At 68.4% G+C, this 19,028-nt stretch carries 5 protein-coding genes; all 5 read right to left on the bottom strand.

The genetic code is table 11. From position 1 onward, the window contains the following. Positions 1-81 precede the first annotated feature (81 nt). The 5 genes from ACRHIG_RS03745 to ACRHIG_RS03725 all read right to left on the bottom strand — a co-directional run bounded on the left by ACRHIG_RS03745 (position 82) and on the right by ACRHIG_RS03725 (position 19,026). Positions 82-1,851, bottom strand: a complete 1,770-nt coding sequence (locus ACRHIG_RS03745; RefSeq protein WP_489629405.1) for a DUF2341 domain-containing protein — start codon at positions 1,849-1,851, stop codon at positions 82-84. A gap of 56 nt (positions 1,852-1,907) precedes the next feature. After that, a complete protein-coding gene (locus ACRHIG_RS03740) occupies positions 1,908-3,545 on the bottom strand; it encodes a ShlB/FhaC/HecB family hemolysin secretion/activation protein (protein ID WP_489629404.1) in 1,638 nt (545 codons plus the stop codon). Positions 3,546-3,686: 141 nt separating this feature from the next. Further along, positions 3,687-17,333: a filamentous hemagglutinin family protein gene (locus ACRHIG_RS03735; RefSeq protein ID WP_489629403.1), complete on the bottom strand. Its 13,647-nt coding sequence runs from the start codon at positions 17,331-17,333 to the stop codon at positions 3,687-3,689. A gap of 195 nt (positions 17,334-17,528) precedes the next feature. Next, the gene (locus ACRHIG_RS03730; protein WP_489629402.1) at positions 17,529-18,476 is read right to left on the bottom strand and encodes a FecR family protein; all 948 of its coding nucleotides are present in this window, start codon (positions 18,474-18,476) and stop codon (positions 17,529-17,531) included. Further along, positions 18,469-19,026: an RNA polymerase sigma factor gene (locus tag ACRHIG_RS03725; protein ID WP_070260704.1), complete on the bottom strand. Its 558-nt coding sequence runs from the start codon at positions 19,024-19,026 to the stop codon at positions 18,469-18,471. The genes ACRHIG_RS03730 and ACRHIG_RS03725 overlap by 8 nt, the downstream gene beginning before the upstream one ends. Positions 19,027-19,028: the final 2 nt, after the last annotated feature.

Raw genomic sequence — 19,028 nt, 5'->3', positions numbered from 1 at the left:
GTCGACGAAGGGCGTGATGTTGATGCCGCCGCTACGCTTGCGGGGGTAAACTTGGCGGAGGTGGCCATGGTTATGCGCCCCTCACGCCTGCTGCAGCACGGGACGCATCTGGCGTCCGTCGCCCTGCTCTTCCGCCAGGCGCGTGGCGAATTCATCGACGAAGACGGCCATATCGGCGACGATGGCGTCCGAACGCGAGGACAGCCAGTTGTAGCCGAACAGCGCGGGAATCGCCACGCCCAGGCCGGCGGCCGTACACAGCAGCGCGGCGGCCATGCCCGGCGCCACCGAGTTGATGTCCACCGCGCCCGCCATGGCGGCCACGACGAACACCAGCATGATGCCGATCACGGTGCCGAACAGGCCGACGTACGGCGCGCCTTCGATGGTGGTCGACAGCCAGATCATGCGTTTCGACATGCGCTCGCTTTCGCGCACCATCACGCCATCCATGGCGGCGCGGATGGCGCCGATGGTCGCGTTCGAGACGGCGTTCAGGTCGTAGCCGCGGTCGTGGCGGCGGCGCATCTCGTCGATGGCCACGTCATACAGGCGCCACAGCGAGGAATCCGTCTTCACGGAAGCGCTCAGCTTGCCGTTGCGCGCCAGGTGGTCGAGCGGCGCGCCGGCCGCTTCGTGGAACGATTGCATGAACTGGGCATTGGCGCGCGAGATGGCGCCATAGCTGCGGCCCTTGCCGATCATGATGATCCACGACAAGACCATCATCAGGCCCAGCACGCCGACGACGATCCAGGCGTCGAGCGGCATGGCGGCGATGATGAAGCCGAAATGGCTTTTGCCGGCCTGCTGTTCATCGGCGCCAAACACGGCCAGGCGCGATTCGGAACCTTGCGAGACGGCATCGGCCAGCAGCAGGGCGTCGGGACGGGCCGTGCGCGACAGGCGCAGCTCGTCGATGGCGCCCGTGAAGTTGGCCAGGCCGGCCGTGGTGTTGACGTCGGCGCCCACCGAAGCGGCCGTCGTAAAGGCTGGCAGGGCGGTGGCCAGCGAGACGGCCGGACGGCCGCCCACATACAGGGCCACGTTGGCTTTATCGGCCTTGACGGCCAGGTGCGACCATTGCGCGGCCTGGATAGGCTGGCCAGGCTTGCTGCGCTGGCCGTTGACCTGCACGAAAGGCACGCCCTGGTCCACGCCGATCAGCAATTCATTGGCGCCGTCGCGGCGCGCATACAGCACTTGCTGGGCGCCCAGGCTGTCCGGACGCACCCAGGCGGAAAAGGTGAACGGCGCGCCGGCGGCCAGCGCCAGCGATGGCGAGGCGGGCAGCATCAACGGCGTCGTGCCCAGGCGGGCGCCGGCGCCGATGACGGAACCGTCGAGCGCCGGCACGGCCGTCTGGGCATGGTTGCCGTAGGCGGTGCTGTCGCGCGAAGGCACGCCAGGCTCGCTGAAGTGGTACACCAGGCTGTAGTCGGGGTCAAACGTACGCTGGCCATTGCCGGAGGCGGGCGCCTTCGGATTGCCGTAGTACATCCACAGCTGCTGCGGCGTACCGGCCGTCAGGGCCGGCACGTCGACCCAGATCAGGGCGATGCCCAGCAGCGGGTTGAATTGCTCGATCTGGTGATTCAGCACGGTTTTATCGTCGCCCGCCACGAAGCGCAGGTCGGCGCCGTTGTCGCTGACGCCTTCGAAGTTGAAGTTACCCGAATGCAAGCGCAGCAGCACGGGGATGCGGCCGGGATCGCCGCCCACGGCGCCCGCCTTCGGGCCCGCGTCGACGGTGACGGGTTTGCGGTAAGCCCAGTCGGGCTGCCACCAGGCATGCGCCAGGCCGGGAACGAGCGTGCCCAGGATCGTGAGCAGAAAAAGAAAACGTTGCATGACAGTGATTCTCCGAAGAAAAGTCTAAAAAAGTGCAGTGCTGTTGAGCTGGCCCGTCAGTAGCTGGCCGACAGGTTGAAATTGATGCGGCGCACGTGTTTGTGCGTGCGCGGGCCATCGCGCAACGGATACGAAAAATCGATGCGGCCATTCAGGTAGCGCAGGAACTGGAAGCTGCTGCCCACGCCCACGGAGGCCAGGCCGAACAGGTCTTTCTGCTCGATCATCGGATCGCGCAGGCGCAGGCGCGCGCCATCGGCAAAGGCGAATAAACGCCAGTTTTCCAGACGGCTGAAATACGTCAGCTGGGGCGTGCGCCATTCGACGGTGCCGGACACGCCGTAGTCGCCCGTCGCTTCGGCCGACAGGTAGCCGCGCACGGAATTGGCGCCGCCGGCGGCCATCTGTTCGCCCGACACCAGCGCCGCATCGGCCAGCTGGCCCGAGATGCGCCCATGCAACTGCGCGCCGCTGCCCAGGGTGGTGGTGGCGTTGGCGTCGCCCTTCAGCACGAGGAAGCTGGGCGAGGCCTTGTAGCGCTTGTTGTCGTAGGCGGCGCTGTCGCTGCCGTAACCAAACGAAGCGCGCGTGCCGGCCACCAGCGACAAGCCCAGGCCGTAGGTCGCCGCGTCCGTCTGCACGAAGCCGTTATACGACACGCTCAGAGGCACGTACTTGAGCGGAATATTGCTGCCCGTGCCATTGAGCTTGAGCGCTTCCTGGTTGTCCTTGAAATCGATGCCGGCAGAAAAACTGTGCCACCAGATACCGCTGTTGGGCACCGTGTAGTTGAGCTTCATGCCCAGCGCATGGCCCTTGCCCAGCACGCTGGTGCCGCCCGTGCTGGCCACGTTGCTGTTCGACTGGTAGCCCGTCGCTTCCACGCTCCAGCCCTGCGTGCCGATCGGCGCCACGTACGATGCGGACCACACCTTGGTCTGGTTCAGGTCGCCCGGCGTGCCGAAAAAGCTGATGGTGGCGCTATGCCCCATCTGCCACAGATTGTCGTGGCCGACCGACATGCTGGTACGCAATTTCTTCGTATCGGCGCTGTAATCGTTGTTCAAGCCCACGCTGGCGCGCCACGGGCTGCTGTCGTCCACTTTCAGGTCGACGTCCATGGTGCCGGGCAGGCTGCCCTGCTTGACCAGCGGCATCACCTGACGCTTGGGACCACGGTTCAGGGCCGTCAATTCCACTTGCGCCTGCGTAAAGTCGGGCACCTTGCCTTCCGTCAGGGCCGGCACTTGCTGGCGCACGTCGAGCGGCGAGTTGTACTGCGCGCCGACCACGCGCAAGCGGCCCACCTTGGTTTCGCTCACCTGCAGCACCACCACGCCCTGCTCCACCTGCTGCTCCGGCAAGTCCACGTAGACGGACTGGTAGCCCCGGGCTTGATATGCCGCAACGAGGGCGTCGCGCGCCCCCTCCACGTCCTTCAGGGTGCGGCCCGGCCCCAGGAAGGGCGTGACCGCCGCTTCGATGGCGCGGGCGTCGAGCACGGTATTGCCGCGCACCAGGTATTCCTCGATCGTCACCTGCCGTTCGGGCGCGGCCACGGGGGCGGCTGCCGCGACGGCGTCCTGGGCGCGGGCCATGCCGGGCAGCGCCAGCATGGCCAGGCACAGCATCGTCAAGGCGGTCGCGGGTGCCGCGGGTGCTGCCCCCTTGCCCTGTTTTGTCATCTCACGCATCTTCCATTCACCTTAAAATCAAACGGTTGCCCTGTGTTGCGGCGCTGGGCCGGCGTTTTTTTGTTGCCAATACTGATCTACTGATGCCTAGACAGCCGCCGCGCGCGGCGACTGCCGAATGTCATCAAATGTTCATAAAACTCACGGTTGCAGTCCGCGCCGCTCGTTCGGCGTGAGCGCCTGCAGCTGCGGCGCCGTCAACGGTCCCGCGCCCAGCACCTGCACCACGCCGGCCGGCTGGTAGCTGGACGCCTGCGGCTCGCCGCCCTGGTGCTTGCCGGCGCCGCCCTCGTCCGCCTGCTCGTTGCCGAAGCCCAATACTTTCACCGTGAACAACGATGGCTGCGCCTGGCGCGTGGCGGCCCGTTCGCGCTGCAGCACGTCCTGCGCCGCCGTCACGGCTTGCGAGGCGGCCGCGCTGGCATTGCTGAGTGCTCCCACGTTCACCGAAGCGATGGTCGGGATACCCGTCGCCTTGCCCTGCACCTGGATGTTTTCCGCATTCACCACCTGCAAGGCGGCCAGGTTGACGTTGCCCGAGACGCGGATGCCCGCCTCGCCCGCGTCGATGGTGCCCAGCGGGGCGATCAGGTCGATGTCGCCGGGCGGCACCTCCGGGATCGGATTCAGGGTGGCGATGCCGGCGCCCGTCGTCGGCGTGCTCGGCGACAGGCTGACGAGGCCGATGCTGTCGTAGGCGCGGCGCTGCGGCGTGTAGACGACGGTGGACTTGGTGCCGCGGCCCGCGTTGATGTCGCCCGTGGCCGACCAGGCCAGGATGTTGCCGCCGAACGTAGTAAAGATGCGGCTCTGGCCCAGCAGGATGCTGTCTTTCGCATACATCTGGATGTCGCCCTGTCCCTGCGTCAGCACGCCCGAACCTGCGCCCGGCGCATAGCCGCCGTCGACGCCGATCAGCGCGCGGCCGCCCGGCACGGTGATGCCGATGTCGCCGCCGAAATCCGTGTGGATGCCGGCATCGTTGACGGTCACGTAAGGCACGTTGTAGTCGGGACGGCCCGCCTCGGCCCATTCCTGCGGACTCAGGTAGCGCACGCCCGCGACGGGCCGCTTGGTGTACACGCCGCCGTATCCGCTGACGGTGTACAGCGCGCTGCTGAACATGGTCAGGTCGCCCTGGTACTCGATCTTCTTGCCCGCCTTGTCCTGCGCCGGGAAGAGGGTGGCGATGGCTTCGCGGCCGCGCAGATAGCTGCCGCGGCGCACGCCGTCCGCATCGTTGTACTCGCGTCCGGCCGCCTTCAGCTCGGCAAAATAGACGTTGCTCAGGTACACCTGCTGCTGTTCCTTCGGCAAGGCGGCAAAGAAGCTGCGCGCATCGGTGGCCGGGTCGTAGCGGATGCCCAGGCCGCTGTCGCCGCCAAAGCGCGTCGTCAGCCAGTTCACCAGGTGCAGCTGGCTGACCTGCGCGTATTCGCGCGCCAGGTCGCGCCGCACGGCGCCCGTTTGCTGGCCGGCCTTTTCCAGTTCGGCCTGCTTCGTGCCGAGGAAGGCGGCAGCGCCCGCCTCGTCGCCGCTGTAGGCGAACTGGCCGCGCAGCCAGTCGGCCAGGGTCAGCTTGCCGCCATAGACATACACGGCGCTGCCGGCCTGGTCGGCCAGCGGCTTGCCTGGGTCGGCCAGCTTGGCCGGGTCCAGGTAGCGCGCCGCGAAGGCCGCATAGTCGGGACCGTTGCGGCCCACGCCGGCGGCCACGCTGATGCCGGCGCCATCGCCGCGCTTGTCCTGGCCGACATTGACGATGGAGCCGAGGCTGCGCAATCCCGCCTTGTCGGCCATGTACAGGTCGCGCCCGGCGCTGACATTGAGCTGGCCCGGCCCCGCCACATAGAAGGTGCTGTAGCGGATATCGCGCCCGGCGCTGACGACGGAAACGTCGTCGGCATGGCGGTGCACGAACAGGTTGCCGCGCGCCGACGAGCCGCCGAAGACGACCGGTTTTTCCGGCAGCTCGGGACTGTTGGCGAAGGGCTGGCCGGTCCATCCCGCCGCGCCCTCCGGCACGAACTCGACCGTTCCCAGCGGCGTGCCGGAATTGACGATGTCGCGCCCGGCACGCACGGCCACGGCGCCGCTGCCTTCATACCAGAGGCCCAGCGGGCCCGTTTCGCCCTTCAGCTTCGCCCGGTACACGATGCCGCCCGTGCGCAGGCCGACGATGTCGCCGCTGTTGGCATAGAAGTGCGCGGGCAACTGGCCAGCCGGCACATAGTCGGAGACGGTCGGCGGGGTCATGCTGAACAGCGGATACACTTGCTGATTGGCATCGCTGGCGCCATTCGACGTCGTACCAAACCATTTCAATGCCCCGGGCGCCAGCGCATCGGCGCTGACGTTATGCAGCGGCAGCAGGCCGAACCAGACCTTGTCCAGGGCGCCGACGAAGCCCGGATTGAACGGATTCGGCAGCATGCGCGGGTCGGCGCCCGATGGCGTGATCGGATAACCAGCCGCATGGATGGAGTCGGCGGCCAGCATTTCCAGCTGGCCCGCGCCCGTCCTGACAAATTGCGGCGCCACCGGCGAGGGTGCCAGGATCACGCCGTTTTGCGGCATGTCCACCTTGCCGCCATCACCCAGCCTGCCCAGGCTGGCATTGCCGTAGTACAAGCTGCCGCTGGCGGCCACGGCGCGCAGCACGGACGGCATGACGAAGCGCCCGTCCGTCGGCGCATGGTTGTCGCCGGCCATCGCATTGATCCAGGACGAGGTGGGCGTCAGGTTGCCGCCCGCGCTGAACAGGTCGATGGCCGTGGCCGGCGTCCACAGCGAGAACCAGCTCCAGCCTTCGCCCGTGCGCTCCACGCCCAGGTAGCTGAACGGCGAACCATAGCCCAGTTGCTTCACGCGGCCCGCATCGGCCACGCCGCCCAGCACCACGTCGCCGCGCGCATCAATGCGCACGCCGCTGTCGCCCGGCACCAGGATGGGCCCGCCGCTGGCGATCGCCGTGCCCGCCGTGTAGGTTTCGTACGGCCGCGATTCCGTCGGATCGGCGCGGTCGAAGCGCAATTCGATGCCGCCCACGGCGCCCGCCTCCAGGCGCAGCGCGCCGCGCAGGTTGGTGAGCGTGCTGTTCAGGCCAGGGATCTGGCGTTCGAAACGCGTATTCGGGTTAGGACGGTCGCTATTGCTGTCGAAGCTGCGCACCTCGGCCACGGGGTTCAGCCCGCCGCCGATGCGGATATCGAGATCGCCGCCGCCCGTCAGCAGCAGCTTGCCGTCCGGCGTCACCCTGCCCGTGCTGCCCACGGCCACGTTCAGGCCCTGGCTGCGCGGCGCGAACTCGCCGCCCGGATCGGCGCGCGAGGCCAGCATGCCGGCGTCGCCGCCCGCCTGCAGCAGCAGATTGCCGCCGCCCAGGGTGCCGATGCCCGTGAAGCCCGACAGCCCCGGCAAGCCCGAGAACAGGTCGACGCCTTCGGGACGCGCGACATAGGTGCCGAAATTGATCCACCATGCCGTCGGCACGCCGCCTCCCGTGCTGCCGCTGCCCTGGCGCCACAGCCAGGTGCCGATGTCGCTGGTGTCCTGCTGCGCGCGCAGCCAGCCGATGGCATCCTCGCGGCGTTGCGTAGAGGTGCCCAGCGTATCGCCCTTGACGTCGCCCTGGGCGCGCAGCAGCAGATTGCCGCCATGCTCGGGATACCAGGCGCGGTACAGGCTCCGGCTGCCGCCATCGACAAACGGCGTAAAGTCCGTGCCCAGCGCACCGAGCAGCTGGCCCTTGGCGTTCAGGCCGCGCGGCAGGTTGAACAGATCCTTGCCATCGACCAGCGGCGAGGCCGACTGCGTGCCCGCCGTGTAGACGCCATACAGCGAACGCATGTCGAAGTCGCCCGCGGCGAGCAAATCGAGGTCGCCCGTGCCCGTGCGCAGCACGCTGAACAGGGGCTGGCGCGCCGGCGCAGTCACGTGCACGTATTCAGGCTCCGTGCCATCCTGAATCTTGACGACGATTGCGCCATATTCATTGAAGCCAAGCAGCGCTTCTTCGTCGGGAAAGAAAGTCAGGTCGATCGGCGTGCCCGGTATCTCGCCAAACAGGCCGGCATCTTCGCCCCATTCATACTTTGCGGGCAAGCCAGTGCCTGGAACCAACTCGCGGACAGTGCCCATGCCGTAATGCGCATCGGCCAGCATCAGATGGGCGTCCTGCGCATGCGGTTTCAGCGCGCGCGTGTCGGCCGCCGCCGTATCGGCGCCGCCCACCAGGCGCAGCGACCACGCTTGCGAACCCTGGGCCAGCATGGGCGCCAGCGCCAGGTTGCGGCCCTGGCTGCCGCTGCCATCCGCGCTGCGCAGCGACACCATAGTGACGTCGCCCGGCAGCCTGACCACGGTGCCGGCGGGCAGCACGCTGCCCTTGTCCAGCGCCAGCGCCGAGGCCAGCACCACGCCATTGACGGCATTCGTGCCATCGGCCACGTCCCACGGCCGGCCTTCCGGGAAAGGCAGGGCCACGTTCGCCGGCCACACCATGGCCTCCACCTTGGCCGCGCCGGGCAGGCGCAGGCCGGCGTCGAGCTGCATGCCGCTCGATAAGGTCAACGCCTTGGGCAAGACGGTGCCGGCCGCGTACAGCACACTGCCGTCGGCATTGCGCACGGCGCCGCCCAGCACGCTGCCTGCAGGCAAGTTCAACTCCGCCGTCAAGGTGGCGCGCGCCGCCAGCAAGGTGCCGCTGCGCAACTCCATGGCTTTCATCGGCACGGCGAAATTGACGCTCGTGCCCGATTTGAAATACGTGTCCTCGGCCAGGGTCACCAGGCCCGCCTGCGGCACGACGACCTCGCCGCCCCACGGCAGCCGGCCTTTCACCAGCTGCCAGCCCTTGTCATCGATCGTGACGGGCAGGACGCTGGTATCGAAACCATCCGTGATGCTGCCAAAGACGCTGAGCTTGCCGCCGGCGCGCAGCACCAGCGCACCGGCCTCGCCCGAGCCGTACACGCCGCTCAGGCGCGCCAGCGGATTGACGCCGTCGTAGCGGTGGCCGGACAGGTCGATGTCGCCATCGATATGCAGGTCGCCGCCCGGCGTGGCGCTGACGATCTCGACGCCGGGACGCAGGTGGAAGGCGTTGGCGTCGCCGCGCAAGCCGCGCAATTTAGTGTTCATCAAATTGCCGTTGGCCAGCGCATTGGCCATGAAGGCCTGGCTGTCCCCGTGTTTTTCGTCCAGGTAAGCCTGGTTGATGCCCTGGTAGCTGCGGCCGTCCGCATCCTTGCCCGTGCCCGCCGGCGCATCCTTGTATTGCCAGAAGGCATTGACGTTGATCGTGCGCGCGCCGGCGATGTTCAGCGCGCCGGCCGCGTCGACGTCGATGTCGTCGCCCGTGGCGCCGCCGAGGCGGCGCGCATTCAGGTCGATGCTGCCGTAGTTGCCGCCCTTGTCTCCGCTGCGCAGGTCGAAACGCGCGCCGTTTTCCAGGGTCAGGCGGCCGCCCGGCGATGCCAGTTCGATCACGGCGCGGTTCGGCGCCTCGATCACCTGGCCATAGCTGTCCGTGCGCAGCAGCGTGCCGTGCGCATCGAGCACGGCGCCCGATTGGATGGTGACGCCGTCGCGGCCGGCCAGGCGGATGCTGCCCACCTGTTCGCCGCTGGCGTCGATGCGGCCGTTCACCGTCAGGCTGCCGCCGTCGACGGAGACGCTCACTTCGCGCGCCTTGAGCTCGTCACCGATGGCCAGATTGCCCTGCTTGAGCTGGAAGCTGCGGCTGCCGAATACCTTGCCCGTGGTCAGGCGCTGGTTCAGGCCGGCGAAATCGCCGACATGCTGAGCGCGGATGTCCACGCCGCCCGCCGCGTAGGCTACCTGAGTGCCGCCCGCGTCATAGCTGCCGCTGGCGCCGCCCAGCAGGCTGCCGCGCAAATCGACGCTGCCGGCGCCGGCGCCGGTGGCAGTCGCGCTGAGCTTGCCGGCGCGGTTGTGCACGGCCGACACATCGATCACGGAAGCGGCCGCCTGGCGCACGTCGCCCTCGCGGCTGTCGAGGATCACGTCGCCGCCCCAGCTGTACTTGCTGGTGTCATAGAAATCGATCTTGCGGCCCGCCAGGTCCAGCTTGGCCTTGTCGCCCAGCAATACGTCGCGCTCGGCCGACAGGGTCAATTTTCCGCTCGGCAAGACCACCGCCGTATCCACGCTGACGCTGTTGCCGCTGAGCGCCACTTCGGCGCCCAGGGCGCCGGCCAGCGCCGCATTCGTCGGCGTGGCGGCGGCGGCACCGGCCGGCGCGCTCACCTTGAGGTCGCCGCCCGCCGTGATGCGGTTGACGGAACCGGCCGCGCCCGTCAACAGCGGCGTGTTGATCAGCAAATCGCCGCCGCTGTAGCGGTAGCCATTGGTGGCCGTATCCCACGCGCTTTGCGACTGGTAGACGGACAGGCTGCCCTTGTTGTTGGCCGTCAGCTGTTCGCTGGCATTCAGCGCCACCTGGCCGAAGCCCAGCACCAGGCGGTCCAGCTTGTGGATGGTGTCGGGACGGCTGTCCGGCGTGAAGCCGAACTCGATGCGCTTGGCGTCGACCTGCAGGCGGCCGCTGCCCGTGCCGGGGCCAGCGGCGACCACCGCGCCGGGCGCGTTCGTCGCGCCCTGCCACACGAGGGTGTCCGTGTGGATGCGCGCCAGCGCGTCCGGGCCGCCATAGCCGTAGATGGCGGGCGTGTTGAGCACCAGGCGCGACAGCGACGACTTGCCCGTGGCCGCATCGATGGTCGACAGCTGCGACGAATCATAGAAGTTGAAGGAATTGCGCGCCGTCAAACCCAGGTTTTCCAGCGCCGGTGCGCCGGTGCTGGTATCGCCGCGCAGCAGGCGGTCGAGCACGCCCTGGTTCAGCGCCAGGCCGTCCGGCAAGACGCCGCGGGCGCTGGCGTCCGCCAGCGACGCCTCGCTGCCGACATTGATCGACCCCATCGCCAGCACCAGGTTGCGCGTGCCGTAGCGCACGTTGTCGCGCAGGGTAAATGCGCGCTCCGTCACGGCGGCGATGGTGCCCTCGGAATACAGCGCGGTGCTGCCGCCGCAGGCGCCGCCCGCCTTCGCACACGCGCCGATATCGATGATGCCGGGGCCATACGATTCGGACGACGGCGGCGCAGCCGGCAGCATGTCCAGCCAGCCGTTCGAGACGGCCAGCACGCTGCCCATGGGCTCATACACATAGCCGTCGCGGGAATCCCAGGCGGCCTTGCCGCGGCCCAGCGTATTGATGCCGGAGCCCTGCTCCAGGATGATGCCGTCGTCTTTTCTCGCCGTCACCAGAAACACTTCGGCCGCCTTCAGCACGGCGCCGTCGCGCAGCACGATGCCGCCCGCCGATTCCTTGATGGCGGCAATATTGGCGCGCTGGTTGCTGCCCGTGCCAAAATCGCTGTAGTTCACGCGCGGCAAGCCGCCGATGCCCACGCGCTGGGCGCCGAAGGCATTGATCTGCGAGGCATGCACGGAGACGCCATTGAAATCGGCCAGCGGCGCCGTGCCGTCGGCCAGCACTTCATAGCGGGTCGACGCATGGTTGCCCGTGCCCAGCAGCAGGGAGCCGCCGAAGCCGCCTTCGGCCGGCGCATACAGGGCGCTGCCATCCATCATCAACGGCGTATGGTTGTCCTTGACGCTGTGCACGGACGGGGCGATCAGCTGCACGCGCACGCCCTTGGCATCGCGCTCCAGCGTGGCGCGCGGCACGCCGTCGCGCGTGGCCTGCGCCACGGCGAAGGCGGCATAGCCCGTCTCGTTGTATTGGGAATAGGTGCGCAGCACGTCGGCCGGCGTGAGGATGGCCTGGCGCGCCACCACGTCGCGGATCGCCGTGCCGGCCACGCCCGTCTGCGCCGCCGTCGCATACGAGCCATTGCGCATGGCCACCGTGCCGCCCGCCTCGACGGCGCCGGCCAGGCCATTCAGTTCCACGCGGAAGGCACCAGGCAGCAGGGCGAAATTCGATGGCAGCAGGGTGTAGGTGCCGGCCGCCAGGCCGGGCACGCCTGCGGCTATGGTGATCTGACGTCCCACGGCGGGCTTGCCCGCGCCTTGCTCGGCCGTCAAAGGCGCCACGTCCGGCTGCACGCCGGGAAGGATGGCGTACACGGGGTTGGTGTTCAGGCCGGGCAGGGTGAAACCGCCGTTCGGCTTCATCTGCACCAGCGGATTGAGGCGCGCATCGGTCGAGCCGCCGCGTCCGGCCAGGAAGGCCGCGCCCGTCAAGGTGCCGCCGCCCGACAGGTCGAGCACGGCGCCTTGTTGCACGTCGACGGCGGCGCCCGTCAAGGCGATCTCGGGGCCATTGCCCACGCCCTTGAACACGACATCGTTGCCGTCATACAGGTAGCTGAGGCCATCGAGGGTGCCGCCGTAGGGCATCGTCAAGCCTTTCGCGCTGACGGACGTCAAGCTGCCAGGCAACAGGTTGACGCGGCCCGTATTGGCTTCAAAGCCTTCGGCGCCCAGGTTGATCTGGCCCAGCGGCGCGCGCAGCACGCCATGCTGGTTGATGGTGGGCGCAACCAGGCTCAGGGTGCCGAACACGGAGAACGGCTGGTTCGGCATGGCGCCGTCGCCGCTGCGCCCGATATTGAGCGTGCGCAGGGGATCGAGCGTGACGCGGATATTGCCATACTCGTCGATGCCGCTCTGCTGCCCCACCGTGACCATGCCGCTGTCGCCCGTGGCCGGGTAGATCTGCGCGGCCACCAGGCTGGCATTGCCGGGCTGATACAGGGCGGCGCTGTTCGACAGGCGCATGTCGCCGCGGCTGTTGAGGGTCAGCTGCTCGAAGGCGTCGCGCTCGACCACCAGGTCGGCGCCGCTGCTCTGCGCGATGGTGCCGCGCGTACCCATGTTGACCTCGCCCGCGATATCGAGCATGCCCGCATCGATGCGCAGCAGGGAATCCTCGGCCACCAGCGGCACGCCCAGCATGCCGCGTCCCTTGCCCAGGTTCTTCGAGCCCTTCACGGCATTGGGCACGATGTAATCGTCCTTCTGCGTACGCACGGCCGTGCCCAGGCGCACGTACGGCGCCGCCAGGTGCACCTGGCTGGCGAGGCTGCCCGCCTTTTCCTCGCCATCGGGCAAAGGCTGCTGCGCCAGGCCCAGCGAACTGGCGCTCAGGCGCAGGCTCTGGCCCAGCGACAGGCTGACGTCGCCGTCAAAGCTGAGCATGCCGTTCACGTGCAGGGCCAGGTTGTCGAAACCGCCGGCCTGCACGCGGTCGGCGCCCAGGCGCGCGCTGCCGTAGCGCAGCGCCGCATCCTGCTGGCCGGCGCGCAAGTCGTCGGGCAAGGCGCTCTCGCCCTGCACCTGCGCCAGCTGCATTTCGCGCGGCACGCGCACCGCGTTGTCCACGTTGTCGCCTTGCAAGTTGTAGCGGTTGACCTTGCCATAATTGGGCGTGTCCAGCGCCAGCGCCAGGGTGCCGCCGGCCGCCCCGGCGCCGCCGGCCGCCGCGCGCAGGGTGCCGTCGGCGAAGATGCCGTTATACGAACTGAGCGAGATCAAACCGCCGTTGCCGGCCACGTCGACGGTACCCTGGTTCGGCAAGTCCAGCGTGGCGTGCGCGCCGCTGGCGTCGAGCAGCGCGCCCGGACGCACGACGACAAAGGCATCGGCCGCGTCGATGCTGGCGGCGTCAGCCTTGTAGCGGGCGCCGATTTCGATGCTGCCGCCCTGGTCGGCACGGCCATAGCGCCCGCCGCGCATGTCGGTAGCGACCGTGGCGCGGCCGGCCACGTCGAGCACGGCCTTGTCGCCGATCCAGATCGAGGTGGCTTGTCCCTTGCCGTTCGGCACATCCACCTCATTACCCGTGCCAAACGTGCCCGGCAGGACGGCGATCTTGCCACCCCAGGCTTCGAGCTTGCCATCGATGGTGATCTGGTCATTGCCCGTCAGGCTGATCTGGCGGCCCGGATCGACCTTGACGACGGCGCCTTCCTGCACCGCCAGGGCGCCCTTCACGTAGGAGCTGCCGGCCGTCAGCGACAAATTCGCGCCAGCGCGCTGCGTCAGACTGGCCTTGCGCGCATCTTCCTGGTACAGCTGCGGCGTCCACACTTCCAGCGCGGCGCCAGGATCGGTGCCGCCCGCCACCGTACGGCCCGTGGCGGGATTGAAACGCAGCACGGGCATGGTGACATCGATCTGCGCATTCTTGACGACCACCACGCCATCGCGGCCCGTGACGGCATAGTCGGCAAAACCGCTCTGGAACAGGCTGGCGTCCAGCGCCAGCAGCGGCTTGACGGTCGCGTCGCGCCCCAGCACCGTGCCGGCCGGCAGCAGCAGGCCGCGCGGCGCGCGCAAGTCGTCGGCGGCGATGCTGCCCGCCGCATACTGCGTCGTCACCGGCTGGATCGGCAAGCCGTTCGGAAAGACCTCCGCCGACACCACGAAACCGGGATTCAAGCCATTGATGACCGTCAGCACGCTGCCAGCTGGAACGGTGGAGCCAGCCCAGACATACGTCTTGTTGTCGATGACGACGTGCGCGCCTGGCGGCAACAGCAGGTCGGCACCCAGCACCAGCGGTTTCTGCACCGACACATCCACCGTCACGGGTTTGCTCAAGACCTGGCCCGGCTTGATCAGGCTGGTGCTGAGCGCAAAATCGAAGGGGATCTTCTCGCCCTGGGCGATCAGGAATTCATCGGCCAGGCGCAGGCCTGGCGCAGCGCCGGTCCCCGCCGCCAGCACGTCGCCTTCGAGCAGCTTACCGCCGATGCTGACGGCTGCGCCGCTGTCGATCACCAGGCGTCCGCCGCCCTTCACGCCGTGGCCGCGCAATTCGCCGTCGAGCTTGAGCATGGCGCCCGTCGGCGCTTTTTCCGTCGGCAGGTCGACCGCCAGGGTGATGTCGCCGCCGCGCCCGCCCTGCAGGCTGCCATTGCTCATCAGGGCGGCGCCGGACGAGACGTCGATGACGCTGCCGCCCGTCAGGTCGATGCCGCCCGAGCTTTTCAGGGTGACCTTGCCGCCATTCACATACGGCAAACCGGCGACGGCGCCCGGGTCGAGCTCCAGGTTGCTCCACAGGCCGCGCGCATCGAGACGCACGCCGGGCGCCACGCGCACGCCGGCCGTTCCCGTGGGACGGTTGTCCGGCACCAGCTTGCCTTCAGCCCATACGTCGCCCGCACCCGCCAGATAGCGCGAAACGATGTCGCCGGCGGCGATGCTGCCGCCGCGCGCGCTCACGTTCGCCTTCAGGGCCACGTCGGTGGCGTGCAGGGCGACGTCGCCGCCATCGGCCACGCGCACGTCGGCATTGACGTCGAGCTTGTCGTAGGCGTAGAGATTCAGCGCGCCCAGCTCCAGCCCGTTGAGCCAGTCGGCATCGAGCTGCAAGATCTTGCTGCGCGCGGCCGGCAAGGCTTCGCCCAGCAGCTGGCCATCGGCGATGCCCGCCACCTTGCCGATTTGCACCTTTTCCAGCACGGCTTGCGGGCTGTCGCGCAGCTGGCCCGTCCTGGTATCGAAGACGGGCGTCATTTTGCCGACGATCAATTGACCGGCGCGCGCCGCCGACGTCTGCGCCTGCTTGTAGCTGTCCATGCCGTCATCGCGCTTGCGCTGCTGGCGCTCGCCCTGGAACACGGACGTATCGATATCGCCTTCCAGCACGGCCGCGCCCGTGGACACGATCAGGCGGCCCGCGTCGCGGCCCACCGTATAGCCGTTTTCCAGGCGCTCGCGCGGGCCGATCAGGGCATTTGCATGGGTTTCCGTCGTGTTCGCGCCCCAGCGCGCATGCGTGCTTTCATAGCCGCGGTACAAGCCCGTGTACAGATTGTCGCCAGGGGCCGTGCTCAGCTTGTACATGGCGCCGTCGGCGCCCTTCAGCCACGTCTGCTTGACCATGCCCGTCTGCACGTCGAGCGAACCGCCGGCGATGTTGATGCGCGAACCGGCCTGCGTCACCACTTCGCCGCCGCCAAAGCCGACGGTGCCGCCCTGGGCCGCCCACTCGCCGATGCCGTGGCCGCTGGTGTTCAGGTAGCCGCTCACTTCCAGCAAGCCGCCGGCCGTGTACCAGCGGTCCGTGGCGTAGCCATTCGTGCCGGCCGGCACCAGCACCAGGTCGCGGCGGTCGACCCACACGTCGCTGTTGTTCAGGTATTTCGCGTCGCGGCTGCCCGGTGCGTCGCGCTGTTCGTTGCCTTGCACATTGATCAGCACATTGTTGCTGCTCATGTCGACCTTCACGCCGACGGCGCCCGAGACGTCGATGGCAGCGTCGCGCGCCACGTGGCTGCGGCGGGCCGCGTCGACCAGCACCTGGCCGCCCGTGGCCAGGGTCAGCGAGTCGCCTTCGAACTCGACATTGCCAGCGGAGACGACGCGCACCAGCGACTGGTCGCGCCGGTCCTGCGGCGTGTCCGTGCCCTTGCCCGTGTCCTTCAGCAAGGTATCGCGCTGCACGTCGAGCGCCGTGGCGCCGTTGTCGTCGATGACAATGGCGCTGACGCTGCCGCGCGCCAGGGTGACGCCGGCATTCTCGCCTGCCGCCGCCAGGTGGATGCTGCCGCGGCCATTGACGCTGGTGCTCGACAGCAGCACGCCGTCCTGGCGCAGGGTGTTGCCGCTCAGCGTGATGTCGCCGCCGGCCGCCTGGATCAGCCCGTTGTTGACAACGCTGCCCGCCTTGCTGTCCGCCGCGCGCAGCATCTCGACTTCATTGCCGCGCGTGCTCGAATACTGGTTCTTGTCCGTGCCCTGGCCCGGGCGCACGACGATGGCGTCGCCGGCGGCCAGGGTGGTCTGGCCATTCGGCGTGGTGATGGCACCCGCGTTGTCGACGCTGCGGCCGGCCAGCAGCACGTAGCCACCGCCTTCCGTCACCGTCTGCGGCTTGCGCGTGTCGATGCGCGCGCCGGCGGCGACGACGACGTCCGCCTCGGCCTTGCCATGCGTGGAGGTATTCTGGCCCAGCAGCAAGTCATTCGCGAAGGTCGGCACGGCGCCCGTGCCCTGCGCCTTGCCGTACAGGCCGCTCTTGAACTGGCTGTCGCTCATGCCCATGGCGGCCGCCGCCAGGTTGCGCGTATCGACCTGGCTGCTGCCCGTAAACACGATGCCGTTGCGGTTGACGATCATCACCGTGCCGTCGGCCTTGATCTGGCCCTGGATCTGGCTGGGGCGCGCCAGCGGATCATTGACGCGGTTCAATACGGACCAGTTTGATTTCTGGTCGAATTGCAAGCTGGTGTTCTTGCCGACGTTAAAACTTTCCCAGTTCAGTATCGCCTTGTCATCCGTCTGCACGACCTTCACGACGGTCTTGCCGTCGGCCTGGGTCTGCACGGGGCCCTGGGCATTGAGCCAGCCGGCCGTCAGGCTGTTCGTGTCGACCTGCAAGCCGCCCTTGACCAGGCCATCGGGCGCGCCGCCCGCCGCCAGCGCCGCCTGGCGCGCGGCCGCCTGCACCGCCTGCTCGGCGGCGATGCCGCGCGCGGCCAGCAACAGGTTATTCAGCGATTGCTGCAGCTTGCCTTCGGCCTTTTGCTGCTGCAGCAGGGGATTGTTCAGCGAGGTGGCCGGCTGGCCATTCGGCAAGCGTCCCGTGGCGGTGGCCGCGCCCTGGTTGGCGCCCTTGCCCGCGAACCAGGCGCCGCTGAACGGCTGCTGCGCCTGCGCGCCGCTCGCCTGCAGCAGCATGGCGATGGCCAGCGCCAGCGGTTTCAAGCGCACCGGGCGGCCCGTCTGGCTGCCCGCCATGGCGGAGGAGGATGCGTGTTTCGTGACCGACTTGCTTCGCTGCATGGCGACATTCCCTTTTCATGTTCCGTTGCTGACCGATATCGCGAGGCGGCGCGCGGCACGCTCGGGGCGGGCGGCAGGCACTGATTCGCGGCTTCCAGCAGCATTGACAGGGAACAAGGTCCGGGACTGCAAAAGGTCATGAAAATGTCATAATTGGGACGGCGCGCCAAAGCGATGCGGCGCGCACGAACATCGCTAGCCGAACAGCACGATGCCGCCCGGCAGCCGCGTCACGCGCGCGCCATACGCGTCCTGGATCAGGGCGATCACGTCATCGAGACGGTCGAGCGAAAAGCTCGCTTGCACGCGCGTGTGTTTCAAGGCGTCGCCATTGAGGATCAGCTTGCCGGGACGGTAGCGGTTCACCTCGTCCACCACCTCGGCCAGGGTGCTTTGTTTGAACACCAGCAGCCGGTGGCGCCACGCGCTGACGTCGCTTTTTGCCACCGCGCGGGCGATGCCGAAATGCTCGGGCCGGTAGCGCAGCTGCTGGCCCGCCGCCAGCTCCGCATCGTTGCCGGCCTGCGCCACGCGCAGGCGGCCCGCCAGGCACGTCACGCACACTTCCTGGCCGAACAGGCGGATATTGAAGCGGGCGCTGCCGGCCGACACGCTGCCGTCGCCCGCCTGCACGCGCACCCGCGCCGCGCCGCGCAAGCCGGCCTGGAATTCCGCCTCGCCCGCCAGCAGCACCAGCGCCGCGGCGCCGTCCTGCAGGGGCGCCGCGTCGAGGCGCGTCTGCGTATTCATCTGCACCAGCACACCGCCATCGAGCGCCACTTCGCGCTGCTCGCCCGTGCCCGTGGCATAGTCGGCGGCAAGACCCGCGACGGCCGGCCACAGGTCCGTCGGCGGGCGCAGCGCCAGCAAGCCCAGCGAGGCCGCCACGGCGCCGCCCAGCCAGGCGCGCCGCGCCGTATTCACCGGCGCCTGTGCCCGCTTGACGGCGCGCGCGGCCGGCGCCATGGCGCCCCACACGGCGCGCGCCTCGGCAAACGCCGTCGCATGCCTGCGGCTGCGCGCGCACCAGTGGCGAAACACTTGCGCATCGCGCTCGCTGACCTGGCCCGAGGCCAGGCGCACGACCCACGCCTGCGCTTCCTTCTGGATGACACCCATGTCGTCTTCCGCTTGTTCAATCATGATGTTTAGACGTTTTTCCCGCCCCGGGACCGAAGCGCTGGATGAAATCGCGTCCCATGCGCTCGCAGCAATGTTCCAGGCCGGCGCGCAATTCCTTCTCCACCGTGCGGGCGGAAATGCCGAAGCGCTCGGCGATGTCGCGGTGCGGCAACTGGTCGACGCGGGCGGCGATGACGATGGCGCGCCGGCGTTTCGGCAACTCCTGCAAGGCCCGTTCCAGTTCTTCCAGTTCGGCGCGCGCGCTGAAGGTGCGGGCCGGGTCGGCCAGCTCGTCGGCCATCTCGTACAGATCGTCGATATCGGGAAGGCTGAGCAGGCGCGCATTGTCGCGGCGTTGATCTTCCGCAATGTTGATGGCGATGCGCATCAGATACGCGGACGGATAGCTGATCGCCTCGGGCGCGTTCATCCGCTCCACGCGCAAATACGTTTCATGCAGCGCGTCATTGGCCAGGTCTTCCGAGCCCAGGCGGCGCTGCAGGTGGCGGCGAAACTGTCCGTAACGTTCCAGGAACAGCTTGCGCAAGGTGGCTTTCAGCAAATCCGGCATGC

The sequence above is a fragment of the Janthinobacterium sp. C22 genome (assembly GCF_057919405.1).
Note: the sequence above shows the minus strand (reverse complement) of the source record. Positions and strands in the feature narration are given on the sequence as shown.